Source organism: Streptomyces sp. NPDC111507 (assembly GCF_055638955.1).
Map to the genome: position 1 here is coordinate 708,535 of NZ_JBVKBU010000004.1, position 23,125 is coordinate 731,659.

Annotated in this window: 24 protein-coding genes; 17 read left to right on the forward strand and 7 right to left on the reverse strand. The window is 69.9% G+C overall.

What is annotated here, in order from left to right:
• The first annotated feature begins 23 nt into the window (after positions 1-23).
• The 11 genes from ACZ7M2_RS20980 (at position 24) to pstB (ending at position 11,759) form a co-directional block, all read left to right on the forward strand.
• Positions 24-410: a GntR family transcriptional regulator gene (locus ACZ7M2_RS20980; protein WP_352044452.1), complete on the forward strand. Its 387-nt coding sequence runs from the start codon at positions 24-26 to the stop codon at positions 408-410.
• Positions 407-1,312, forward strand: a complete 906-nt coding sequence (locus ACZ7M2_RS20985) for an ABC transporter ATP-binding protein (RefSeq protein WP_471596493.1) — start codon at positions 407-409, stop codon at positions 1,310-1,312. The genes ACZ7M2_RS20980 and ACZ7M2_RS20985 overlap by 4 nt, the downstream gene beginning before the upstream one ends.
• Complete coding sequence (locus tag ACZ7M2_RS20990) at positions 1,309-2,340, forward strand: ABC transporter permease (protein ID WP_471596494.1); 1,032 nt, start codon at positions 1,309-1,311, stop codon at positions 2,338-2,340. The genes ACZ7M2_RS20985 and ACZ7M2_RS20990 overlap by 4 nt, the downstream gene beginning before the upstream one ends.
• Entirely contained in the window at positions 2,337-3,281 is a 945-nt protein-coding gene (locus ACZ7M2_RS20995; RefSeq protein ID WP_471596495.1) for a hypothetical protein, read from the forward strand. The genes ACZ7M2_RS20990 and ACZ7M2_RS20995 overlap by 4 nt, the downstream gene beginning before the upstream one ends.
• Positions 3,282-3,599: 318 nt before the next feature.
• The gene (locus tag ACZ7M2_RS21000; RefSeq protein ID WP_352043975.1) at positions 3,600-5,831 is read left to right on the forward strand and encodes an RNA degradosome polyphosphate kinase; all 2,232 of its coding nucleotides are present in this window, start codon (positions 3,600-3,602) and stop codon (positions 5,829-5,831) included.
• The gene (locus ACZ7M2_RS21005) at positions 5,812-6,915 is read left to right on the forward strand and encodes a CHAD domain-containing protein (RefSeq protein ID WP_352043974.1); all 1,104 of its coding nucleotides are present in this window, start codon (positions 5,812-5,814) and stop codon (positions 6,913-6,915) included. Before ACZ7M2_RS21000 ends, ACZ7M2_RS21005 begins: the two co-directional genes overlap by 20 nt.
• A 10-nt stretch (positions 6,916-6,925) precedes the next feature.
• Complete coding sequence (locus tag ACZ7M2_RS21010) at positions 6,926-7,348, forward strand: NUDIX hydrolase (protein ID WP_471596496.1); 423 nt, start codon at positions 6,926-6,928, stop codon at positions 7,346-7,348.
• A 271-nt stretch (positions 7,349-7,619) separates the two neighbouring features.
• The gene (gene pstS, locus ACZ7M2_RS21015) at positions 7,620-8,756 is read left to right on the forward strand and encodes a phosphate ABC transporter substrate-binding protein PstS (protein WP_471596497.1); all 1,137 of its coding nucleotides are present in this window, start codon (positions 7,620-7,622) and stop codon (positions 8,754-8,756) included.
• Positions 8,757-8,860: 104 nt separating this feature from the next.
• The gene (pstC, locus tag ACZ7M2_RS21020; RefSeq protein ID WP_352043971.1) at positions 8,861-9,868 is read left to right on the forward strand and encodes a phosphate ABC transporter permease subunit PstC; all 1,008 of its coding nucleotides are present in this window, start codon (positions 8,861-8,863) and stop codon (positions 9,866-9,868) included.
• Entirely contained in the window at positions 9,865-10,929 is a 1,065-nt protein-coding gene (pstA, locus tag ACZ7M2_RS21025) for a phosphate ABC transporter permease PstA (RefSeq protein ID WP_471596498.1), read from the forward strand. The genes pstC and pstA overlap by 4 nt, the downstream gene beginning before the upstream one ends.
• Before the next feature lie 53 nt (positions 10,930-10,982).
• Complete coding sequence (gene pstB, locus ACZ7M2_RS21030; RefSeq protein WP_101404245.1) at positions 10,983-11,759, forward strand: phosphate ABC transporter ATP-binding protein PstB; 777 nt, start codon at positions 10,983-10,985, stop codon at positions 11,757-11,759.
• A 406-nt stretch (positions 11,760-12,165) separates the two neighbouring features.
• On the opposite strand, the gene ACZ7M2_RS21035 is transcribed toward pstB, so the two are convergent.
• Entirely contained in the window at positions 12,166-13,164 is a 999-nt protein-coding gene (locus ACZ7M2_RS21035; protein WP_067371449.1) for an inorganic phosphate transporter, read from the reverse strand.
• 5 nt (positions 13,165-13,169) lie between these two features.
• Positions 13,170-13,790: a DUF47 domain-containing protein gene (locus ACZ7M2_RS21040; RefSeq protein WP_054232360.1), complete on the reverse strand. Its 621-nt coding sequence runs from the start codon at positions 13,788-13,790 to the stop codon at positions 13,170-13,172.
• Positions 13,791-13,999: 209 nt separating this feature from the next.
• Between ACZ7M2_RS21040 and ACZ7M2_RS21045 the strand changes: the two genes are divergently transcribed.
• Positions 14,000-14,485, forward strand: coding sequence for a metal-sensitive transcriptional regulator (locus ACZ7M2_RS21045; protein WP_471596499.1), 486 nt, complete (start codon positions 14,000-14,002; stop codon positions 14,483-14,485).
• 42 nt (positions 14,486-14,527) lie between these two features.
• Here the strand turns inward: ACZ7M2_RS21045 and ACZ7M2_RS21050 are convergent, their stop codons facing one another.
• Entirely contained in the window at positions 14,528-14,713 is a 186-nt protein-coding gene (locus ACZ7M2_RS21050) for a hypothetical protein (protein ID WP_471596500.1), read from the reverse strand.
• A 132-nt stretch (positions 14,714-14,845) separates the two neighbouring features.
• Positions 14,846-15,685, reverse strand: coding sequence for an SCO4651 family lipoprotein (locus ACZ7M2_RS21055; RefSeq protein WP_471596501.1), 840 nt, complete (start codon positions 15,683-15,685; stop codon positions 14,846-14,848).
• A 117-nt stretch (positions 15,686-15,802) separates the two neighbouring features.
• Here ACZ7M2_RS21055 and ACZ7M2_RS21060 point away from each other — a divergent pair, with 117 nt between their 5' ends.
• On the forward strand, positions 15,803-15,976 hold the full coding sequence (locus ACZ7M2_RS21060; RefSeq protein ID WP_352043966.1) for a hypothetical protein: 174 nt from the start codon (positions 15,803-15,805) through the stop codon (positions 15,974-15,976).
• Between the two features lie 191 nt (positions 15,977-16,167).
• Entirely contained in the window at positions 16,168-17,754 is a 1,587-nt protein-coding gene (locus ACZ7M2_RS21065; RefSeq protein WP_471596502.1) for an FAD-binding oxidoreductase, read from the forward strand.
• 40 nt (positions 17,755-17,794) lie between these two features.
• Here ACZ7M2_RS21065 and ACZ7M2_RS21070 read toward each other — a convergent pair whose 3' ends face one another.
• The 3 genes from ACZ7M2_RS21070 to ACZ7M2_RS21080 form a co-directional block, all read right to left on the reverse strand.
• Positions 17,795-18,496 carry a phosphatase PAP2 family protein gene (locus ACZ7M2_RS21070; RefSeq protein ID WP_471596503.1) on the reverse strand — a complete coding sequence of 234 codons (702 nt, stop codon included), beginning with the start codon at positions 18,494-18,496 and terminating at the stop codon, positions 17,795-17,797.
• 190 nt (positions 18,497-18,686) lie between these two features.
• Positions 18,687-19,634 (reverse strand): C40 family peptidase, encoded by a 948-nt coding sequence (locus tag ACZ7M2_RS21075; RefSeq protein WP_471596540.1) that lies wholly within the window; start codon positions 19,632-19,634, stop codon positions 18,687-18,689.
• A 243-nt stretch (positions 19,635-19,877) separates the two neighbouring features.
• Positions 19,878-20,636 (reverse strand): trypsin-like serine peptidase, encoded by a 759-nt coding sequence (locus ACZ7M2_RS21080; protein ID WP_471596504.1) that lies wholly within the window; start codon positions 20,634-20,636, stop codon positions 19,878-19,880.
• Between the two features lie 268 nt (positions 20,637-20,904).
• Here ACZ7M2_RS21080 and ACZ7M2_RS21085 point away from each other — a divergent pair, with 268 nt between their 5' ends.
• The 3 genes from ACZ7M2_RS21085 (at position 20,905) to bla (ending at position 22,979) form a co-directional block, all read left to right on the forward strand.
• On the forward strand, positions 20,905-21,750 hold the full coding sequence (locus tag ACZ7M2_RS21085; RefSeq protein ID WP_471596505.1) for a helix-turn-helix domain-containing protein: 846 nt from the start codon (positions 20,905-20,907) through the stop codon (positions 21,748-21,750).
• A 96-nt stretch (positions 21,751-21,846) separates the two neighbouring features.
• Complete coding sequence (locus tag ACZ7M2_RS21090) at positions 21,847-22,083, forward strand: DUF397 domain-containing protein (RefSeq protein ID WP_471596506.1); 237 nt, start codon at positions 21,847-21,849, stop codon at positions 22,081-22,083.
• Positions 22,077-22,979: a class A beta-lactamase gene (gene bla / locus ACZ7M2_RS21095; RefSeq protein WP_471596541.1), complete on the forward strand. Its 903-nt coding sequence runs from the start codon at positions 22,077-22,079 to the stop codon at positions 22,977-22,979. Before ACZ7M2_RS21090 ends, bla begins: the two co-directional genes overlap by 7 nt.
• Positions 22,980-23,125 lie beyond the last annotated feature (146 nt).

The following is a 23,125-nucleotide window of genomic DNA, read 5'->3' on the forward strand; positions in this document are numbered from 1 at the left end:
TTAGTGAAAGGGTGGTTATCCGAGTGGTCGAGTACCGCATCGACCGGCGCAGCGGTGTCGCCACCTACGTCCAGATCGTCCAGCAGACCAAACAGGCCCTGCGCCTGGGCCTGCTGGAACCGGGCGACAAGCTCCCCACGGCCCGCGAGGTCGTGGAGGCCACGGCGATCAATCCGAACACCGTCCTGAAGGCCTACCGCGAGCTGGAGCGCGAGGGTCTGGTCGAGGCCAGACGCGGCCTCGGCACCTTCGTGAAGCGCTCGCTGGGCGCCGCCCCCGCCGACTCGCCCCTGCGCGCCGAGCTCGACGACTGGGCGGCCAGGGCCCGCGAGGCCGGGCTCGATCACGACGACATGGCGGCGCTCTTCACCGCCGTACTGGAAAAGTTCAGCAAGGGAGACAAGGAATGAGCGACACCGCCATGGAGGCGGCCGGCCTCGGCAAGCGGTTCGGGCGGCGCGGCGGCTGGGCACTGCACGAGTGCTCCTTCCGGCTCCCCGTCGGACGCGTCTGCGCCGTCGTCGGACCCAACGGCGCGGGCAAGTCGACCCTGCTGGCCCACGCCGCCGGACTGCTCGCCCCCACCGAGGGCTCCCTGACCGTGCTCGGCAGCCACCCGGCCGCCGCCCGCGAACGCATCGCGTACGTCGCCCAGAACAAGCCGCTGTACACGCAGCTCACGGTGGCCCAGACGCTGCGCCTGGGCCACGAGCTCAACCCCGACCGCTGGGACGCTTCGGTCGCCGAGCGGATCACGTACGAGAACGGCGGGCTGGACCCGAAGGCCAAGGTCCGTACGCTCTCCGGCGGTCAGCGCACCCGCGTGGCGCTCGCCCTGGCACTCGGCAAGCGGCCCGAACTCCTGCTCCTGGACGAGCCGATGGCCGACCTCGACCCGCTCGCCCGTCACGAGCTGATGGGCACGCTGATGGCCGAGGCCGCCCAGTACGGCACGACGGTCGTGATGTCCTCGCACGTCGTCGCCGAGCTGGAGGGCTCCTGCGACTACCTGCTGCTGATAGGCGGCGGCCAGGTGCGACTGGCGGGCGACCTGGACGACCTGCTGGCCGCGCACACCCTGACCACCGGGCCGGTCCGTGACCTCGCTCCGCACACCGTGGTCGAATCCCGCACCACGGGGCGCCAGTTGACCGCCCTGATCCGCCCTCAGGGCCCGGTCTCCGGCGGACTCGACGCCCGCGTCACCACGCCTTCCCTGGAGGAACTGGTCCTCGCGCACCTGCGCAACCCCGAGGCTCCCGCGCTGATCCTCGCCTCCGCCCGCACCGCCGCCCAGGAGTCCGCCGCATGACCACGCTGACCGCCTCCGGCCGCACGCCGGCGCCCGCCCGCCGCCCGTCCGCCACGCGCGGCATGGTCCGCACGGTGCTGCGACTGCACCGCCCGGCGCTCTACATCTGGACCGGTCTGTTCGTCGCGCTCGCCGTCCTGTTGCTGTGGCTGTACGGCCCGGGGACGGACGCGGCCGCCGCGGCATGGCGGGCGTACGACCGCTGCACGAAGCCCACCTGCGCCTATGACCAGGACGCGATCCTCAGGTACAAGTCGTACAGCCTGTACGCCTCCCTCGCACTGACCTTCCTGCCGTTCCTCGTCGCGGCCTGGGCGGGCGCCTCGCTGATCGGCCGCGAGATGGAGTCAGGCACCGCGCAGCTCGCGTGGACCCAGTCGGTGTCCCCGGCCCGCTGGCTGGCGGTGAAACTGGCCGTGCCGGCCGCGCTCGTCACCGTCGGGACCAGCGTGCTGGTGGTGCTGCACCGGCAGATGTGGGCGCGCGGCCAGGGCCGGATCGACACCGCCAAGGGCTGGACCGACCCCTTCGTCTTCCACGCCAACGGCCCCACCACCGTCGCCGTCGCCCTGTCCGGCCTGGCCGTCGGCGCGCTCGCCGGCACCAGGCTGCGCGGTTCCCTGAGCGCCCTCGTCGTGTCGGTGGTGTGGACGGTCGGCGTCCGGGTCGCCCTCGGATTCGGCCTGCCGTACCTGTGGCCGACGGTGCGGACGGTCACCGGCCTGACCCAGGACGGCCCCACCAGCCTCGGGATCACCGTCCACGCCGGTCTCCTCACCTCGACCGGGGCCCGGCTGCCTGACCCGCTGTGCGGCAGCAGCCACAGCACGGAGTGCAGCACCCTGTACCACCGGCTCGACGCCGTCAGCTTCTACACCGACTCCCACCCCCAGTCCCACTACTGGCCCCTCCAGCTGATGGCGACCGGCCTGGTGCTCGTCCTCACCGCGCTCGTTCTCCTCGTCGCCTTCCGGCTGCTCAAGCGCGACACCGGCAGCGCCCCGCGCACGAAGGGAGCCGCCCTGTGAGCACCGCGGGTGCCGTCGGCGGCCTGCCGTGGACCGTCGTACGCGTGCACCGCACCGCGCTGATCGTCTGGGGCTCGTTCGTCGTCGCCGTCATCGGATTCCTGGCGTGGGCGACGGGGGTCACGGCCGACGCCGCCCGGGCGGAGGCCTTCCACTGTCTCCACTCCGACACCTGTGAGGTCACGGCCACACTCGAGTACGGCGCGATCCTCCGATACACCGCCACCGGTCTGTGCTACTCCTTCTACGCCGTCGCCGCCTGGGCGGGCGCCGCGCTGATCGCCCGTGAACTGGAGTCCGGCACCGCGTGGCTCGCCTGGACCCAGTCGGTGTCCCCCGTACGCTGGCTGACCGCCAAGCTCGCCGTGCCCGCACTGGTGATCACGCTCAGCGGCACGGTGCTCATGGCGGCGTACCGCTGGAGCTGGTCGAACAGACCGGCCCGGGTCATCGGCGACTGGCCCGCCACCGCCGTCTTCGTCGCCCGCGGCCCGGCGATGGTGGCGTACGCCCTGTGCGCCCTGGCCGTGGGCGCGGTCACCGGTCTGGCGCTACGGCGCTCGCTGCCCGCTCTGAGCGTCTCGTTCGCCATGATGCTGCTGCTCAGCCAATGCCTGGACCGGTACCGCGCGGACCTGTGGCCCACGGTCACCCGTACCGGCGCCGCGTTCTACAACCAGCCCAGTCCCGTCTGGCAGCTGGAGTCCGGGGTGTTCGTCCACGGGAAACGAGTCCCGGACCCCAGCTACGGGAACTGCGAGGGCACGACCGCGGAAGCCAAGCGGTGCCTGGCCGAGCACGGTGTCACGGGCCGCTATTCCGTCGACCACCCCGCCTCGCACTTCTGGCCCCTCCATCTGGTGGAAACCGGCATCGTCCTCGCCGTGACCGCCGCGGCCACCGCCGCCGCCTTCCGGCTGCTGCACCGCCGCACCGCCTAACTCCCCCCGTGCCAGGGCCGCGTACGCCCCCCACGGGGGGTGGGGCGTACGTCGCTCCCGGGCATGTAGACGTCCCGGAGCCGCTCCCCGATATCCCGCACGTCATGTCGCCGTAACCATCGATTCAGACGGGCTTGCGACGCTCACCCAATGAAACCCGCCGCGCCAGAGCCGTCGCCTCCACCGGAGGGCGAGACCTCTCCGACGACGGGGAGCAGGGCGGTACCGGGGACGCGGAACGGGAACATCCGCCTCACCCCGTTGCCGCTCGCGCTCTCCGACGCGCCGGTCTCGCTCCCGGCGCGGAAGAATGGTTCCATGAACCAGACCAGCGCCCAGGCACCGGTGCAGCACCCGCAGCCCTCCGTCGGCTCCATCGCCGCGCACCGCCCGCACACCGTGGCGGCGAACGTCTCGGACCTCGAGCCCGACATCGACGCCGACCTCGACGCGTACGAGGACTCGGTGCAGGACGGCATCATGTTGCCGCAGGGCCGGTTCCTGGACCGCGAGCGCAGCTGGCTGGCGTTCAACGAGCGGGTGCTGGAGCTCGCCGAGGACCCGAGCACGCCCCTGCTCGAACGGGCGAAGTTCCTGGCGATCTTCGCCAGCAACCTGGACGAGTTCTTCATGGTCCGGGTGGCCGGACTGAAGCGCCGCATCGCGACCGGCGTGGCCACCAAGTCCGCCTCCGGCCTGCAGCCCCGCGAGGTCCTGGAGATGATCTGGGCCCGCTCGCGCGAGCTCATGGCCCGGCACGCGGCCTGCTACCAGGAGGACGTCGCCCCCGCACTCGCGGAGGAGGGCATCCATCTGGTCCGCTGGAGCGAACTGACGGAGAAGGAGCAGGCCCGCCTCTTCACCCTCTTCCGGCACCAGATCTTCCCGGTCCTGACCCCGCTGGCGGTCGACCCCGCGCACCCCTTCCCGTACATCTCGGGTCTGTCCCTGAACCTCGCGGTCGTCGTACGGAACCCGGTCAGCGGCCACCGGCACTTCGCGCGCGTCAAGGTCCCGCCGCTGCTCTCCCGCTTCCTGGAGGCCTCCCCCAACCGCTACGTCCCCATCGAGGACGTGATCGCGGCACACCTGGAGGAGCTCTTCCCGGGCATGGAGGTCCTGGAGCACCACACCTTCCGGCTGACCAGGAACGAGGACCTGGAGGTCGAGGAGGACGACACCGAGAACCTGCTCCAGGCGCTGGAGAAGGAACTCATGCGGCGCCGCTTCGGGCCGCCGGTGCGCCTGGAGGTCGAGGAGTCCATCGACCGGTACGTCCTCGATCTCCTCGTACGGGAACTGAAGATCTCCGAGGCGGAGGTGTACCCGCTGCCGGGTCCCCTGGACCTCACCGGCCTCTTCGGCATCGGCGCCCTCGACCGGCCCGAGCTGAAGTACCCGAAGTTCATCGCGGGAACGCACCGCGACCTGGCCGAGGTCGAGTCGGCGTCCGCGCCCGACATCTTCGCCGCCCTGCGCGAGCGCGACGTCCTGCTGCACCACCCGTACGACTCCTTCTCCACCTCCGTGCAGGCCTTCCTGGAGCAGGCGGCGGCCGACCCGGACGTGCTGGCCATCAAGCAGACGCTGTACCGGACCTCGGGCGACTCGCCGATCGTCGACGCGCTGATAGACGCCGCCGAGTCCGGCAAGCAGGTCCTCGTCCTCGTCGAGATCAAGGCGCGCTTCGACGAACAGGCCAACATCAAGTGGGCCCGCAAGCTCGAGGAGTCCGGCTGCCATGTCGTGTACGGACTCGTCGGGCTGAAGACCCACTGCAAGCTGTCGCTGGTCGTCCGGCAGGAGGGGGAGACGCTCCGGCGCTACTCCCACGTCGGCACCGGCAACTACCACCCGAAGACCGCCCGGCTGTACGAGGACCTCGGCCTGCTCACCGCCGACCCGCAGGTCGGCGCGGACCTGTCCGACCTCTTCAACCGGCTCTCCGGCTACTCGCGCCGCGAGACCTACCGCCGTCTGCTCGTCGCCCCCAAGTCCCTGCGTGACGGGCTGATCGCGCGGATCAACAAGGAAGTCCAGCACCACGTCGCCGGACGCCCCGCCTACGTCCGCATCAAGTGCAACTCGATGGTGGACGAGGCGATCATCGACGCGCTGTACCGCGCGTCCCAGGCCGGAGTGCCCGTCGACGTGTGGGTGCGTGGCATCTGCGCGGTCCGGCCGGGCGTCACCGGCCTGTCCGAAAACATACGCGTACGGTCCGTGCTCGGCCGGTTCCTCGAACACTCCCGTGTCTTCGCCTTCGGCAACGGCGGCGAGCCCGAGGTCTGGATCGGCAGCGCGGACATGATGCACCGCAACCTGGACCGGCGGATCGAGGCGCTGGTCAGGATCACCGACCCGGCACACCGCGCAGCCCTCAACCGGCTGTTCGAGACCGGGATGTCCGACACCACCGCCTCCTGGCACCTGGGCCCGGACGGCGAGTGGACCCGGCACTCGACCGACGCGGACGGCCAGCCCCTGCGGAACGTCCAGGAGATGCTCATAGACGCCCGGAGGCGCCGGCGTGGCACAGCAACACCTTGAACCCCCCACCGACTCCCCGGCCGGGCCCATGTCAGGAGACGCCCTCGCGGGCTACCTGAGGGCCCAGGCCACGGAGTTCCTCCGCTCCCTGCGACAGCACCGGGAGAACGGCACCGACGCGGGTACCACCGCCCGGGCGAAGCCGAGAACGGAGTCGCGCGCCGAGACGCGGGACGTGTCACGAGCGGGGGACAACGGCTCCGGGGAATCGGTCGACGCGGCGCGCGCCCTGCGCCGCTCGGCCCGCCGCATCAGCGGCACCCTGCACACCTTCCGACCGCTGCTCGACGCGGAGTGGTCGGAGGGCATGCGGCCCGAACTGGCGTGGCTCTCGGGCACCCTGGCACGTGAACACGCCTACGCGGCCCGCCTGGAGCGACTGATCGGCGCGCTGAACCGGCTCTCCGGCGCGGCCGGCTTCCCGGCACAGTCCGCACAGGCCACCGGGGCGCCGGCCAAAGGCAGTCTGACCGTCGGCGCCGCGAAGGCGGGCGCGCTGCTCGACCGCCAGCTGACGCTGGCCCGCACCCGGGCCCACTCGGCCGCGCTGCAGGCGCTCGGCTCCTCCCGCTTCCACGCCGTCGCGGACAGCGTCGCCGTGCTCGCCAGCGAGGTGCCGCTCACCCCGGCGGCCACCACGGCCGACCTGCGCCCCCTGGCCGCCGCCGCGACGGACCGGCTGACCGACGCGGTCGCCGCGCTGCCGCTGGTCACCGCGGGCCACCCGTACAACGCCGAGGCCCTCGTGCACGGCCTCTCCGCGGACACCGCGCCCCATCCCCAGGACGCGCCCTGGCACCAGGTCCGGCTGCTGCTGCGCCTGCACCGCTACGCGTGCGAGGTCCTCTACGGAGAGGACGCCCCCATCGACGTACGACTGCTCCGCGCGGGTCAGGCCCTCAACCGGCACCGGGACGCGGCGGAGGCGGCCGCGGCCGCCGCGTCGGCGGCCCGCACCCCGCGCATCGCCCCGGCCACCGCGTACGCGCTCGGCGTGCTCCACGCCGACCAGCGGCACGAGGTGGAGGCGGCACGGTTCGCGTTCCAGCAGAACTGGCAGAAGGAAACCGTGCGCACCCCGTGAGGGAGGCCTGATGACCGAGGACACCTTCAAGGCGGTACGGGCGGCGGGCTGCGTCCTGTGGCGCCGCTCGCCACTCGGCGGTGAGCGGGAGATATGTCTCGTCCACCGGCCGAAGTACGACGACTGGTCGCATCCGAAGGGCAAGCTCAAGCGCGGCGAGGAACCGCTCGCGGGGGCACTGCGGGAGGTCCAGGAGGAAACGGGGTACACCGCCGTGCCCGGCACGGCCCTGCCCACCCTCCGTTATCCCGTCGCCGGCCGCCCCAAAGAGGTCCGCTACTGGGCTGCCGAGGCGACGGACGGCCACTTCACTCCGAACGACGAGGTCGACCGCATCCTGTGGCTCTCCCCCGCCGCGGCCCGCGACCGTCTGACCCAGCCCAGGGACGCCGATCTGGTGGACGCCCTACTGAGCGTGCTGCACCTCACTTAGCCGGACCTCCCAGCCATATACGTACACATCCGGTCACATGCAGTGACAACGATCGGGATCCCACCGTGTCCTCGACGTAAGCGTTCCGTGACCTCACCGCACCGCCCACAGGGGTTCACCCTCCGTTCACTTACGGCCATCGACGCCTTCACCTGATCTGCCTAATTTCGGCCTTACCCGGTGCGGAACGCCTCCTGCGTGTGGCCTCCGCATCACACAGACCTCGCACGCCGCCAACCAGACGGCGGCTCCTGGAAGGAACACCCCAACAGTGAAGCTTCAGCGCAAGAACCGGCTTCGCGCCCTTTCGCTCGGTGCTGTCGCCGTCTCCGGCGCCCTGGCCCTCACGGCGTGCGGCTCCGACGACACCGGCACCAAGAGCAACGCCACGGGCGGCGCGACGACGGGCTCCGCCAGCTCGATCAAGTGTGACGACGCCAAGGGCCAGCTGCTCGCCGACGGCTCGTCCGCGCAGAAGAACGCGATCGACGCCTGGGTCAAGGAATTCAGCGCCGCCTGCTCCGGCGTGCAGATCAACTACAAGGGCGGCGGCTCCGGCGCCGGCGTCACCGCGTTCACCCAGGGCCAGGTCGCCTTCGCCGGCTCCGACTCCGCGCTGAAGCCCGAAGAGGTCACCGCCTCCAAGAAGATGTGCACCAGCGGCGGCCAGGGCATCGACCTCCCGATGGTCGGCGGCCCGATCGCGGTCGGCTACAACGTCCCGGGCGTCGACAAGCTGGTCCTGAACGCCTCCGTGACCGCCAAGATCTTCAACGACCAGATCAAGAACTGGAACGACGCGGCGATCGCGAAGCTGAACCCGGGCGTCAAGCTGCCCGACCTCAAGATCCAGGCGTTCCACCGCTCGGACGAGTCCGGCACCACGGACAACTTCACCAAGTACCTGATCGCCGCGGCCCCCTCCGACTGGAAGTACTCCGGCGGCAAGGCCTGGCAGGCCAAGGGCGGCCAGTCCGCTCCGCAGTCCTCCGGTGTCGCCCAGCAGGTCAAGCAGACCTCCGGCGCCATCGGTTACATGGAGCTGTCGTTCGCCAAGGACGGCATCAAGGCGGCCAGCATCGACACGGGCGCCAGCGCCCCGGTCGAGGCCACCGTCGAGAACGCCACCAAGGCCATCGCGGACGCCCAGGTCATCGGCACGGGCAAGGACCTCTCGCTCAAGCTGAACCGCGCCACCAAGGCCGACGGCGCCTACCCGATCACCCTGGTCACGTACGAGATCGTCTGCGACAAGGGCAACAAGTCGGACACGCTGGCCGCCACGAAGGCGTTCCTGACCTACATTGCGAGCGAGGACGGCCAGAAGGTCCTCTCCTCCATCGACTACGCGCCGATCCCGGCCGACATCATCGCCAAGGTCCGCACCACCATCGCGGGCCTCAGCTGACCTAAGCGTGCGGCCCGGCCCCGGTTCGGGGCCGGGCCGCACCGTCCGGTGCACCGCCGCCAGGAGCCGCACACCAAGTACGGCTCTGCAGACCGGAGATCCCGATGGACATATCTACACAGAACACAGACGCACCTCCCCCCACCTCCCAGCCTTCCGCGGCCGTCCAGAAGCGCGCGAGCCGCGGCGCCACCCGACCCGGTGACCGGATCTTCCTCGGTCTCTCCCGCGGCTCGGGCATCTTCCTGTTGGTGATCATGGCCGCCATCGCGGTCTTCCTCACCTATCGCGCCTCGCTCGCGATCAGCAGGGACCACGGCAACTTCCTCACCACCTTCGAGTGGAACACCAACATCCTCCCGCCGGTCTTCGGCATCGCCGTCCTGGCCTTCGGCACGGTGGTCTCCTCGATCATCGCCATGGCCCTGGCGGTCCCCGTCGCGGTCGCCATCGCGCTGTTCATCACGCACTACGCGCCGCGCAGGATGAGCGGCCCGGTCGCCTACGTGATCGACCTGCTCGCCGCCGTGCCGTCCATCGTCTACGGCCTGTGGGGCGCCCTCGTCCTGGTGCCGCACATGAACGGCCTCTTCGGCTGGCTGGACAAGTACTTCGGCTGGACCGGCATCTTCAGCTGGCAGGGCGGCGCGCCCCGCTCGATGCTCACCGTCAGCATCCTGCTCGCGATCATGATCCTGCCGATCATCACCAACGTGAGCCGCGAGGTCTTCCGCCAGGTCCCGCAGATGCACGAGGAGGCCGCGCTGGCCCTCGGCGCCACGCGCTGGGAGGTCATCCGCATGTCGGTGCTGCCCTTCGGCCGCTCCGGCGTCATCTCCGCGTCGATGCTGGGTCTCGGCCGCGCGCTCGGTGAGACCATGGCCGTCGCCACGGTCCTCTCGCCGACCTTCGACATCAACGCCAGCCTGCTCGACCCGGGCGGCGGCACCTTCGCACAGAACATCGCCAGCAAGTTCGGCGAGGCGACCGCGGACGGCCGTGACGCGCTGATCGCGTCCGGTCTGGTCCTCTTCGTCATCACCCTGCTGGTCAACGGCGCGGCCCGGGTCATCATCGCCCGTCGCGCGGAGTACTCGGGGGCCAACGCATGAGCCACTCAGCACCCGCCATGGACAAGCGCCCCAGCACCCTGCGCGGCGCGACCCTGCCGAAGTGGTCCCCGTGGGCGATCGCCGCCGGCGCCGTCGTGCTCGCCGTGGTCGTCGGCCTGGTCGGCGGTCTCGACAGCAAGGTCCAGTGGGGCCTGATCGCCGGAATCCTCTTCGTTCTCGGTACGTACGGCATCGCCGCGCGCGTCGAGGGCCGCCGGCAGGCCAAGGACCGCGTCGCGACCAGCCTCGTCTGGGTCTGCTTCCTCATCGCGGTCGTCCCGCTGGCCTCCCTGATCTGGACCACCGTCAAGCGCGGTGTGAAGGTCTTCGACGTCTACTTCCTGACCCACTCGATGGGCGTGGTCGCGGACTCCGAGCCCGGCGGTGGCATCTACCACGCCATCATCGGCACGCTGGAGCAGGTCGGTCTCGCCACCCTGATCGCGGCGCCGATCGGTGTACTCACCGCGGTCTACCTGGTGGAGTACGGGCGCGGCAGGCTCTCCACGGCCATCACCTTCTTCGTCGACGTGATGACGGGCATCCCCTCGATCGTCGCCGGTCTGTTCATCCTGAGCCTGATGCTCATCCTGGACCTGCAGCCCTTCGGCTTCGCCGGTTCGCTGGCCCTGGCCATCCTGATGATGCCCGTCGTGGTCCGCTCCACCGAGGAAATGCTCAAGCTCGTACCGAACGAGCTGCGCGAAGCCTCCCTGGCGCTCGGCGTGCCCAAGTGGCGCACGATCCTCAAGGTGGTCCTGCCGACCTCGATCGGTGGCATCACGACCGGTGTCATGCTCGCCGTCGCACGCATCACGGGCGAGACCGCCCCGGTGCTGCTGCTGGTGTGGGGCACGAACTTCATCAACACCAACCCGTTCTCCGGGGCGCAGGCCTCGCTGCCGCTGTACATCTATCAGCAGTACGCGAACAGCGCCGGTTCGAACGCGGCGTACGACCGTGCCTGGGCGGCTGCGCTCGCCCTGATCGCCTTCGTGATGATTCTCAACATGGTGGCCCGCGGCATCGCCCGCTGGAAGGCACCGAAGACAGGTCGCTGACGCGGCCATATCAGCGACCAGCAGCATCCCCCTCGAAAGAAGCAGTGATTGACATGGCCAAGCGAATCGACGTAAGCGGTCTCACCGCCTACTACGGCTCCCACAAGGCGATCGAAGACATCTCGATGACGGTCGAGCCGCGCTCGGTGACGGCGTTCATCGGCCCCTCCGGCTGCGGCAAGTCGACGTTCCTGCGCACGCTCAACCGTATGCACGAGGTCACCCCCGGCGGCCGGGTCGAGGGCAAGGTCCTCCTCGACGACGAGGACCTGTACGGCCAGGGCATCGACCCCGTCGCCGTGCGCCGCACGATCGGCATGGTCTTCCAGCGCCCCAACCCCTTCCCCACCATGTCGATCTTCGACAACGTGGCGGCGGGTCTGCGTCTGAACGGCTCGTACAAGAAGTCCGAGCTGAACGACGTCGTCGAGAAGTCCCTCAAGGGCGCGAACCTCTGGAACGAGGTCAAGGACCGCCTCAACAAGCCCGGTTCGGGTCTGTCCGGTGGTCAGCAGCAGCGTCTGTGCATCGCGCGGGCGATCGCGGTGGAGCCGCAGGTCCTCCTCATGGACGAGCCCTGCTCGGCCCTCGACCCGATCTCGACCCTCGCCATCGAGGACCTGATCGGCGAGCTGAAGGAGCGCTTCACGATCGTCATCGTGACGCACAACATGCAGCAGGCCGCGCGCGTCTCCGACCGCACCGCGTTCTTCAACCTGGCCGCGGTGGGCCAGCCGGGACGTCTCATCGAGATCGACGACACGGAGCGCATCTTCTCCAACCCGTCGGTGCAGGCCACGGAGGACTACATCTCCGGCCGCTTCGGCTGAGCCGTTTCCCCCATACCCCTCGCGGTGCTGCATGGCGGTGCCACCGCGAGGACGAGAAGGGCCCGCCCCTGGCTCCCGGGGGCGGGCCCGCTCGTCTTCGACGAGGACCAAAGGCGAGGTGGGGCCGGAGAATCTTCCGGCTGCGGGCCGACGCGGGTTGCTCGCGCGGTTCCCCGCACCCCCAGAAGCGGGGCTTCGCCCCGCACATCCCCCGCCGCCCGATGCGTTCGGCCGCGGGCCCGGTGGGGGCTCGGCGCACGGTTCCCCGCGCCCCCGAAGCCGCACCCCGGCCCCCGATGCGGGGGTCCAGGGGGCGCAGCGCCCCTGGCAGGGTTGAAGGGGCGGAGCCCCTGGGGATGGGTCGGGTAGGGGCGGCGGGGCGAGAGACGTCGGGGCGGCCGGCGTCCTACAGGAACGCCAGGTCAACAACCCAGAAGCTGGCGGCAGCCACCAGCGCCGCCGCCGGCATCGTGATGAACCACCCCAGGACGATGTTCTTGGCGACACCCCAGCGAACCGCGTTCACCCGCTTCGTCGCCCCGACACCCATGATCGCCGAAGTGATGACATGCGTGGTCGAGATCGGCGCCTTGAAGAGGAACGCCGTGGCGAACATGATCGACGCCCCCGTCGTCTCCGCGGCGAACCCCTGCGGCGGATCCAGCTCAATGATCTTGCGCCCGAGCGTCCGCATGATGCGCCACCCACCGGCGTACGTCCCCAGCGACAGCATCACCGCACAGACGATCTTCACCCACACCGGAATCGGATCGTCCGACTTCTGGACGTCGCCGATGACGAGCGCCATCACGACGACACCCATCGTCTTCTGGGCGTCCTGAAGACCGTGCCCGAGCGCCATCCCCGCCGCGGACACCGTCTGCGCGATACGGAACCCCCGCTTGGCCTTGTGCGGATTGGCCCGCCGGAACAGCCACATGATCGCGCACATGACCAGATAGCCGACGATCAGACCGACGACCGGCGACAGGAACATCGGGATGATGACCTTGTCCACGACCCCGGACCACAACACCTTCGTACCGCCCGCGAGCGCGGCCCCCACCAGTCCCCCGAACAACGCGTGCGAGGAGGACGACGGAAGCCCGAAGTACCAGGTGACCAGGTTCCAGACGATCGCCCCGACGAGCGCGGCGAAGAGGATCCCCATCCCCTTCGACCCCTCGGGCGTCGCGATCAGCCCCTTGCTGACGGTGTTCGCCACCCCGCTCCCGAGGAACGCACCGGCGAGGTTCATCACCGCGGCCATGGCGAGCGCGGCCCGCGGGGTCAGCGCCCGCGTGGACACCGACGTGGCGATGGCGTTCGCCGAGTCGTGGAAGCCGTTCGTGTACGTGAATCCGAGCGCGACCAGAATGGTCACGACCAGCGCAAAGGTGTCCACGAAGTTCAGGACTCCTTGACGGCGATGGTCTCCACCGTGTTCGCCACATGTTCGAACGCGTCGGCCGCTTCCTCCAGCACATCCACGATCTGCTTGAGCTTCAGGACCTCGATGGCGTCGTACTTGCCGTTGAAGAGATGGGCGAGCAGCTTGCGGTGGATCTGGTCGGCCTGGTTCTCCAGCCGGTTGACCTCGATCCAGTACTCGGTGAGGTTGTCCATCGTCCGCAGGTTCGGCATGGCCTCGGCCGTCAGCTCGGCGGCCCGGGCCAGTACCTCGATCTGCTGTTCCACGCCCTTGGGGAGCTCCTCGACCTGATACAGCACGACCAGGTCGACGGCCTCCTCCATGAAGTCCATGATGTCGTCGAGGGACGAGGCCAGGTTGTAGATGTCCTCGCGGTCGAACGGCGTGATGAAGGAGGAGTTCAGCTGGTGGAAGATCGCGTGAGTGGCGTCGTCACCGGCGTGTTCGGCGGCCCGCATGCGCTCTGCGATCTCGGCCCGGGCGGAGGCGTCCGCCCCGAGCAGTTCCATCAGGAGTTTCGAGCCCGTGACGATGTTGTCCGCGGAGGCGGAGAACATGTCGTAGAAGCTCGTCTCCCTGGGGGTCAGACGAAAGCGCACTTGGGGTCCTCGGGGTCCTTTTGTTCGGTCAGGCTGATGCTAGGCGCATCATCCGGCCACGGCTAACCGGCCGTCCCCCAGTGTCGCCCATCAGGCACAGTGATCAGCACAGGGTCCGGTCCCGGCATCCGGCAAGGGCCCTATACCCAGCAAAGTTCGTTACCATATACCCACCAGGGGTATATATACCGGACCATCAGGAGGACGCGATGACGACCACCGAGGCCGGCGCGACGGCGCCCTCCGACGAGGCCAAAACGGTTCAGGAGGTCCCGGACATTTCGAACATCGAGGCCCCCGTCGACACCGCGGACGTCGGGAGCGACGGAGCCGGGAGCGAGGACGTCGTGAGCGGGGGAGCCGAGACCGGAGGCGTCCAGGCCGGAGGCGTCGTGACCGACCACGACCGCGGCATCCACGGCTACCACAAGCAGAAGGCCGAACACCTCAAGCGACTGCGCCGCATCGAGGGCCAGATCCGCGGTCTGCAGCGGATGGTCGACGAGGACGTCTACTGCATCGACATACTCACCCAGGTCTCCGCCTCCACGAAGGCCCTCCAGTCCTTCGCGCTCCAGCTCCTCGAGGAACACCTGCGCCACTGCGTCGCGGACGCGGCCCTCAAGGGCGGCGAGGAGGTCGACGCGAAGGTCGAGGAGGCCACGAAGGCGATCGGCCGCCTGCTGCGCACATGACACAAACGCACGGGGACACCGAAGTGCGCACGCGAAGCGGGCCTACTCCCCCGTGCCGCTCCCCCGGGTGCGCTCTTCGGTCACCTTCAGTACCTCGTCGATGCTCTCCAGGCTGAGCCGCTCCTCGTGGGCGGCCGAGGCCGCGATGATCAGGTCGCCGCACAGCTCGATCTCGGCGAGGGCCACGTGGTCCTGAACTGCCGTACCGCCGACCGGAGCCACGCGCATCACCTCTTCCTGCCGTCACCGACTTCCTAGAGTAGGGAGCGGCCTACACACCGCGCATGGCACGGAAGGGCCATTTCCAGCCCCCAACTCCACCTCGTCCACGCACCGGCAGCCACCCCGGCGGACGGGCGTCTACGGCTCCGCGATCTTCCCCGCGAAGATGTCCTCGGGTTCCGGAAGCCGTACGTGGGCGGGGACCCCGAAGTCGTACAGCAAGGTCGTCGAGGCGACCGCGACGGTGCCCTTCTGCCGCCCGTTGATGAAGCTGAACCGGTTCCGGAGCTTGCGGACGCGCCCCTGGTCGTCGAGGTAGGCGTCGAACGGGACTTCGGCGGTGGCGAACCCTTTCGCCGCCGCCGCGAGTGCCTTCCGGTTCCCCCGCGAGGCGCCGCGCGCCGCGATGTCCAGGTCGGCGGTCCCGCGATAGTGCCGCACCGGCGTCCCGGCCACCTCCGTCCTCCCCAGGTACGTCGCCGTCCGCGCCCCCCGCAGCAACTCCGCCGCGGCGAACGGGTCGGTGGCACCGCCGGTCACCAGGTTCCCGTCGGAGAGGGTGGCCGTGTCGACGCGCACCCATTTGTCGGCGGGGACACCGGCGCCGCGGTTCTTCATGAACAGGGCGCCCGGGGCGAGGAGTTCGGTGATCGGCCGGTGCTCGACGGCGCCCGCGGGATCCTGCGGCAGCAGCACCTTCAACTGCCCCAGCTGGTTCTTGAAGTCGTAGACACCCTGGCCGCGGATGGTGACCCGGGTCCCGCCGGTGGCCATCTCCATCGACGTACGGGTCTTGGCGCTGCCCGCGCGCTCCAGTGTGGCGGCGGCCCGGTGCAGTACCTCGACGGAGGTGATGCCCTCGCGCGCGTCCTCGGCACCGGCCCGGCCGACGGAACATCCGCCGACGCAGACCATGAGCCCCGCCATCGCGACCGCGACGACGCCCGTGCCCGTCCGACTCTGCTGCTGCGCCACCATCGTCCGCCGACCCCCAGCCGGTCCGTCCCGGGCCTCCTGTCGTTCCGGTTAACGACGGGTAGGGACGGCCGTCACGCGGCGGCGATTCATTTGCTTGCCTTGGGTAACGTTGTCACTGTGGCGCAACCGGAGGAGACCCATCCCGTCCAGGAACACCGAACGACGACGGTCGAGCAGGGTCGCTTCTGTCTGGCGCGCTGCACCTGCGGCTGGCGAGGCCCGGCCCGCCGCGCCCGCAGCCTGGCCCGCACCGACGCCGAGGGCCACATGCAGAACACACCGCTCGCGTAGCGCCCCGTAAGCCGCGTGACCAACCTCTCGCCCACCCTCAGCCGAAAAGGCCCAGGCCAGGTCCAAGATGGGGACGAGATCCGCGCGGGATCACGGTCATGTCCCGGTTCCGTCCCGCGCCCGCCCGCCGCGGAACCCCCAGGACCCGGCACACGTCTCGTCCCACGCACGGGAAGCAATGGGAGGCGCACATGCAACGGCGTACGTTCATCGGTGGCGGCGCGGCCGCACTCGCGGCGGCGGCCACGGCCGCGTGCAACGGCAAGGGCAGCGGGGGCAAGGCGGCGGCCACGGACACGGCCGGCACCTCGATACGCACGGCCACCACCGGCACGGGCACGAGCAGCACGGGCAGCGGCGTAGCCGCCCATGCCGCCGCCAACTGGACGGCTCTCGCCAAGGACCTCGACGGGCCGCTGGTCCGCCCCGGCGACCGCAGCTGGTCGACGGCCCACCTGCTGTACAACACCCGCTTCGACTCCCTGAAGCCCACCGCCGTCGTGTACGTCGCCCACGCGGACGACATCCGTACGACCATGGCCTACGCCCGCGCCCACAACATCCCGCTGTCGATCCGCAACGGCGGCCACTCCTACGCGGGCTGGTCCTCCGGAAACGGCCACCTGATCCTCGACGTGTCCAAGCTCAACACCATCCGGGCCTCCGCGAACGAGGCGGTGGTCGGCGCCGGATCCAAGCTGATCGACGTCTACCGGGCGCTCGCCGCGAAGGGCGTCACGATCCCGGCCGGTTCCTGCCCGACCGTCGGCGTCTCCGGTCTGACCCTCGGCGGCGGCCACGGCGTGGTGTCACGGGCGTACGGCCTCACCTGCGACAGCCTCACCCAGGCGACGCTGATCACCGCGGACGGCAAGCAGCTCGTGGCGAACGCGAGCGAGAACAAGGACCTCTTCTGGGCCCTGCGCGGCGCCGGCAACGGCAACTTCGGTGTCGTCACCGAACTGCGCTTCAAGACCCACGCCGCCCCGCAGGCCGTGTCGGCGTACATGACGTGGCCCTGGGCGAAGGCCGCCGCCGTGGTGAAGGCCTGGCAGGAGTGGGGTCCCAGCCAGCCGGACGAGATCTGGTCCTCGCTCCACCTGGAGAACGGCGGCGGCACGCCCACCGTCGCCGTCGCCGCCTTCTCCCTGGGCACCTACGGCGAACTCCAGAACGCCGTGGACCGCCTGGCCACCAAGATCGGCGGCCCCGCGCGCAGCGTCTCGCTCAAGAAGCACTCCTACAAGGAGTCGATGGAGGCGTACGCGGGCTGCTCTTCCTTCCCCACCGAGGCTCAGTGCCATCTGCCGGGCTCGACGCCGGGCCGCTCCCCGCAGGGCTCCCTCAGCCGCGATACGTTCGCGGCCCGCTCGGACTTCTTCGACCGGTCCATCTCCGCGGCCGGCATCCAGACGCTGCTGCAGCAGATCTCCTCGGTCCGCGGCGGCGCGGGCAGCATCGCGCTCACCGCGCTGGGCGGCGCGGTCAACCGGGTCTCGCCGACCGCGACGGCCTTCGTGCACCGGCGTTCCCGGATGCTCGCCCAGTACTTCGCCTCCTGGGGTGCCGGCGCCTCCGGCACCACGGTCCAGTCCTGGCTGGTCTCCGCCCACTCGGCGATGGCCGCCCACGCCTCCGGTGCCGCCTACCAGAACTACACGGACGCGACCCTCACCAACTGGCGCAAGGCGTACTACGGCGACGCGGCGACCCGCCTGGCGGCCCTGAAGAAGCAGTACGACCCGAACCGCTTCTTCTCCTTCCCCCAGTCACTCTGACCCGGGGACCCACCACCGCCCCCGCCGCTCAGCGGAGCGCCTATGCGGCGAGGTCCGGCTCCTCGGGGCGCTCCGCCCGCGCCCCGGGAATCAGCGCCTCCTGTCCCGCACGCCCCACGCTCCGCGCCCGGATCAGCCATCCGGCGCGCGGCGAGTGCTCCACGGCCTTCATCACCGGGGTCAGCAGGGCCATGGCGAGCGGGGACAGCAGCAGGGCGACGGCGGTGCCGAGGGCGAAGCCGCCGATGACGTCCGTCGGGTAGTGCACGCCCATGTAGACCCGGCAGAAGCCTTCGAGCAGCGCGATACCTATCCCGACGAGCCCGAACCTCCGGTTCGCGACGAACAGCCCGACGCCGATCGCCATGGTGAGCGTCGCGTGGTCACTCACGAACGAGAAGTCGGTCTTGCCACCGACCAGGACGTCGAGCCCCTGGTGGTCCACGAAGGGGCGGGGCCGCTCCACGAAGCCCCGTATCGGCACGTTCACCAGCACCGCGACGCCGGCCGCGAGGGGCGCCCAGACGAGCGCTGCCACCGACGGGGCGGCGTTCTCGTCGCCGCGCCGCCGCACGGTCCACCAGCACCACAGCACCAGCACAACCATGGCGAGCAGCAGCCCGTACTCTCCGACGAACTCCATGCCGCGGTCGAACCAGTGCGGCGCGTTCTTGGCGAGGCCGTTGATGTCGTACAGCAGGTCCACGTCGGGGTTCGAACCGGATTCGGCGAGTCCAGCCATGGTGCTGCGGCCCCTTCGTCGTCTTTCCGCGGGCGCAGCCTTTCGTGCGCCGCCCGATCCACCCCCGTGGTCGTAGATCGGCTCTACATCAACAGGAACGCACATTCCCCTTCAGTACGTTCCACCCTCCACCGAATGATCACGCAGACGTTATCGAAGAGAGATACATCGCCGCAGCTCAGGGGTGGGATCAAACCGTCGTCGGCAACGCTTTCGCGCCATCTTCGGTCACGCGCGTGGCGCCGAAGTAGTCGGGGGTGTCGATGGGGTCGAAGCGGATGACGGCACCCGTTCGCGGTGCGTCGATCATGTACCCGCCACCCACATAGATACCGACGTGCCGAATGGCCCGCGAGTTGGTGAGGTCGTCGGAGAAGAACACCAGATCGCCCGGGAGCAGTTCCGCGCGCGCGGGGTGCGGTCCGGCGTTGTACTGGTCGTTGGCGACGCGCGGCAGGGTGACTCCGACACTCTCGTACGCCGCCTTGGTCAGACCCGAGCAGTCGAAGCGTCCGCCCTGGTCAGCCGTTCCGTTGCCGCCCCACAGGTAGGGCGTGCCGAGCTTCTTCTGCGCGTAGTAGATCGCCGCGGCGGCCTGCTGCGAGGGATCCACCCGGCTCACCGGCCGCGCGAAGCTCTTCGCCAGAGTCGTGATCGTCTTCACATAATTCTGGGTCTCCTTGTACGGCGGCACTCCTCCGTACTTGATGACCGCGTAGGCCCCCGCGTTGTAAGCGGCGAGCATGTTCTCGGTGATGTTCCCGGGCGCGTCCTTCACATAGGACGCGAGCTTGCAGTCGTAGGAGGCGGCCGACGGAATCGCGTCATTCGGGTCCCATACGTCACGCTTGCCGTCCCCATTGCCGTCGATTCCGTGCGTGGCCCAGGTGCCGGGGATGAATTGCGCTATGCCCTCGGCCGCCGCCGGACTCTTGGCGTTCGGGTTGAATCCACTCTCCTGATACAGCTGTGCGGCGAGCAGCGCCGGATTGATCGCGCCGCACAGATTGCCCCACTTCTGTACGAGCGTCTGGTACGCGGCCGGCACGGCGCCCTTGGCGAGCCCGACCGATCCGCCGCCGACCCCGTTGGCGAGGTTCCCGGCCACCATGTAGACGCCGACGACCAGCGCCGACATGAAAGCGAGCCCCACCCCGGCGACGGCGGTCACCGCGACCCACGTCTTACGCACCGTCAACCGCCCCTCGCCGCCCGGGAGTCCGCCGGACGTCAGTCTAGAGGCGACCCCTGTGCGAGGAAACGATCACACACGACAAGAAACGGGGGCGCGAAGTGCGCCCCGAACCCCGCCCGTACGCCCCGAACCCGCCCCGTACTCCCCGAACCCGCCCTGCACGCTTCGAACCCGCCCCGCGCGCCCCTAACCCGCCTTGCGCGCCGCCTTGTACAACTTCGCGGCCTCACTCCCGAGGACGACGCTGAACGAGACGTCGTCGGTGTCCCCGCCCGCCTCGTGGCCGCCGATGACCCCGACGACCGCCCCGTCGCCGTTCACCCAGGGACTGCCGCTGGTGCCGCCGGCGAAGGCGGGGCACTCGATGCGCTGCTGGGTGCGACTGTGGGCGGTCGGTTTGTTCGTACAGATGAGCGGCGCGTCGAGGGTGCTGGGGTAGCCGGTGACCGTGACGGCGGTGGCCCCGGTCTCCCGCCCCGTGGCGAGGGCGTTCCCGCCGACGACGTCCTCGATGCCCTTCGCGCCCCGCTTGGCGACCTCGGCGAAGGCGACGTCACTGTCCTCGTCCTGACCGCCCGTCCAGGCGTCACCGACGAAGGTCTTCTTGACGTCCCAGATCCCGTACGGCGCCTTGCCGTCCCGATAACCCGGGACAAACCGCAACTTTCCGCCCCCGTCAAGGCAGTGCGCGGCGGTCACCAGGAGGTCCCGCCCCTCGCTGTGCACGACCGAGGCGGTGCAGAAGTGTCCGCTCAGGCCATCACCCGCGCCGAACAAGGCGCCCACGCGGGCGCTCGCCTTGTTCGCGTCGGCCTGCACGGTCACGCCGAACGGCCCGGGGCCGTCATCGGCGGACGCCACGGACGCGGACGTGACGGCGAGCGTCACGACCACGACGAACAAAGCGTTCCGCCGGTTACCAGGGGGACGAGTGGTGCGCTTCATCGGTTCATACTCTGGCCCACGAAATTAAGAAAAATCCTGGAACCACACTGAGAATCTCCTATGAGTCACCGGTGGGAGCCAACGGAGTCACAACGGCAGGTCCACCGTACGGCCCATCCCCTGCCCTCGCACGCACACTCGACACTCCAAACTGCCCACAGCCTGTGGACGAACACGGCGAACGGTAAACACATTCACCGACCGGTAGGGATCGGGTTCACTATCATTCGTGCGGGCGACCGGCGACAGCCAGGAGACGGAGGAGCCCATGAGGAGCAACCCGACGGGTCGCCAACTCCGCTTCGGCGCGGAGCTGCGCAAACTCCGGGAGCGCGCGGGCCTGACCGCCACCGGGGCCGGTCAGCTCATGGGCATCAAGCAGACCCAGGTCAGCAACATGGAGGCCGGGCGCGTGGGCGTGAGCGCCGAGCGGGTGCGCGCGCTCGCCGGCCACTACCGCTGCTCGGACAAGGCCCTCGTCGACGCGCTCAGCACCATGACCACCGAGCGCTCGCGCGGCTGGTGGGAGGAGTACCGCGAGATCCTGCCCGCCGCCCTGCTGGACCTCGCCGAGATGGAGCACCACGCGGAGCGGCTGCGCACCGCGGTCACGATGCACATCCCGGGCCTGTTCCAGACGACCGATCACGCCCGGGAGCTGTTGCGGCACGTCGTGCCCGAGCTCTCGCCACCGGAGATCGAGCACCGGGTGTCGTTCCGCGTCAAGCGCCAGACCGTCCTCTTCGCAGACACCCCGACCGCCCTGGTGGCGGTCGTCCACGAGGCGGCCCTGCGCATGCGGTTCGGCGGTCTCACCGTGGCCACGTCCCAGTTGCGGCACCTGCTGGACATGAGCGAGCGGGACCACATCACCCTCAGGGTGCTCCCGTTCGCCACCGGATGCTTCCCTGGTTCCGGCCAGTCGGTCTTCTACTTCAGCGGACCGGTCCCCCCACTCGACACCGTGTGCCTCGACCAGTCCCACGGCCCGGCGTTCCTCGACGCCGAGGCCCAGTTGCGGAGGTACCGCGCCCTCCTCGACCGGATGGAATCGGTGTCCCTCGCCCCGGAGCACTCGCGAGACTTCCTCCACAAGCTGATCCACGACCTGTGAAAAGGACCGAGACACTCAGGGCCGCCCCGCCGCCTTCCATACCCTCCGCCTCACCCCTCTTCCACACCCTCTGCCTCACCCCTAAGGAAGCCCCCCGTGGCTGACGTCCCCCCGGACCTCGACTGGGTCCGTGCCGCCCCGGACGACGCGACCGGCCCCGGCCCCTGGCTCGAACTCGCCTTCGGCGCCGACGACCTGGTCTACATCCGCGAAACCGGCGACCCCGCCAACATCGTCACTACCACTCAGAAGAAGTGGGACGCCTTCGTCCTGGGTGTACAGGCGGGCGAGTTCGACCACTTCGTAGAAGGACTGGAGGACGAGAGATCTTAGGGACCACGACAACACGCCGCACCCTGCTCACCGCGGCCACCACCACCGCCGCCACCCTCGCGCTCGGCGCGGGACCGGCGTACGCGGAGGATCCCCGGCAACGGGACACCCGCGCCAGGCTGCGAGAGCTGGAGGCACGACACGGCGCGAGGATCGGCGCGTTCGCGTACAACCTGAGGACGAAGGCCACCGTGCGCCACCGCGCGGCGGAACGCTTCCCCGGCTGCTCGGTGTTCAAGACGCTCGCGGCGGCGGCCGTGCTGCGGGATCTGGACCGGCACGGGGAGACACTCGCCCGGCGCATCCACTACACGGCGGCGGACCTGGCCGGGTACTCACCGAAGACGGGCGAGCCGGAGCACCTGGCGGGCGGCATGACCGTCGGGGAACTGTGCGACGTGGCGATCCGCTACAGCGACAACACGGCGGCCAACCTGCTGCTCCGCGAGCTGGGCGGCCCCACGACGGTCACGCGCTTCTGCCGCTCGCTGGGGGACCCGAAGACCCGCATGGACCGCTGGGAGCCGGAGCTGAACTCGGCGGAGCCCTGGCGGGTGGAGGACACGACCACCCCGGCCGCCATCGCAGGCACCTACGCCCGGCTCGTCCTCGGCGACGCGCTCCACTACCGCGACCGTGACCGCCTGACGACGTGGCTGCTCGGCAACACCACCAGCGGCGACCGTTTCCGGGCGGGCCTGCCCGAGGACTGGACGATCGCCGACAAGACCGGCACCGGCGACTACGGCACCAGCAACGACGTGGGCATCGCCTGGACCCCGGACGGTGCCCCCGTGGCCCTCGCCGTCCTCAGCACCAAACCCGCGCGGGACGCCGCCGCCGACAGCCCCCTGGTCGCCGCCACGGCCTCGGTCCTGGCCGCGGCCGTGGGCTGACGCGAGCCCCCGAGGCAGTCGCCCCCCCCCGGTCGTCACTAGGCCGGCGCCGCCCCCGTGTATGCCGCGTTCGTGCGATCGCGGCCCCACGGGCGGCGGCTCCCGCCGTCACCACCTATGCCTCGCCCGATGCACAGCCGAGCCGC

Coding starts and splice junctions, on each gene's coding strand:
- ACZ7M2_RS20985 (WP_471596493.1), top strand. CDS start 407: ATGAGCGACACCGCCATGGAGGCGGCCGGCCTCGGCAAGCGGTTCGGG.
- ACZ7M2_RS20990 (WP_471596494.1), top strand. CDS start 1,309: ATGACCACGCTGACCGCCTCCGGCCGCACGCCGGCGCCCGCCCGCCGC.
- ACZ7M2_RS21000 (WP_352043975.1), top strand. CDS start 3,600: ATGAACCAGACCAGCGCCCAGGCACCGGTGCAGCACCCGCAGCCCTCC.
- ACZ7M2_RS21010 (WP_471596496.1), top strand. CDS start 6,926: ATGACCGAGGACACCTTCAAGGCGGTACGGGCGGCGGGCTGCGTCCTG.
- pstC (WP_352043971.1), top strand. CDS start 8,861: ATGGACATATCTACACAGAACACAGACGCACCTCCCCCCACCTCCCAG.
- pstA (WP_471596498.1), top strand. CDS start 9,865: ATGAGCCACTCAGCACCCGCCATGGACAAGCGCCCCAGCACCCTGCGC.
- pstB (WP_101404245.1), top strand. CDS start 10,983: ATGGCCAAGCGAATCGACGTAAGCGGTCTCACCGCCTACTACGGCTCC.
- ACZ7M2_RS21045 (WP_471596499.1), top strand. CDS start 14,000: ATGACGACCACCGAGGCCGGCGCGACGGCGCCCTCCGACGAGGCCAAA.
- ACZ7M2_RS21050 (WP_471596500.1), bottom strand. CDS start 14,713: ATGCGCGTGGCTCCGGTCGGCGGTACGGCAGTTCAGGACCACGTGGCC.
- ACZ7M2_RS21055 (WP_471596501.1), bottom strand. CDS start 15,685: ATGGTGGCGCAGCAGCAGAGTCGGACGGGCACGGGCGTCGTCGCGGTC.
- ACZ7M2_RS21065 (WP_471596502.1), top strand. CDS start 16,168: ATGCAACGGCGTACGTTCATCGGTGGCGGCGCGGCCGCACTCGCGGCG.
- ACZ7M2_RS21070 (WP_471596503.1), bottom strand. CDS start 18,496: ATGGCTGGACTCGCCGAATCCGGTTCGAACCCCGACGTGGACCTGCTG.
- ACZ7M2_RS21075 (WP_471596540.1), bottom strand. CDS start 19,634: ATGTCGGCGCTGGTCGTCGGCGTCTACATGGTGGCCGGGAACCTCGCC.
- ACZ7M2_RS21080 (WP_471596504.1), bottom strand. CDS start 20,636: ATGAAGCGCACCACTCGTCCCCCTGGTAACCGGCGGAACGCTTTGTTC.
- ACZ7M2_RS21085 (WP_471596505.1), top strand. CDS start 20,905: ATGAGGAGCAACCCGACGGGTCGCCAACTCCGCTTCGGCGCGGAGCTG.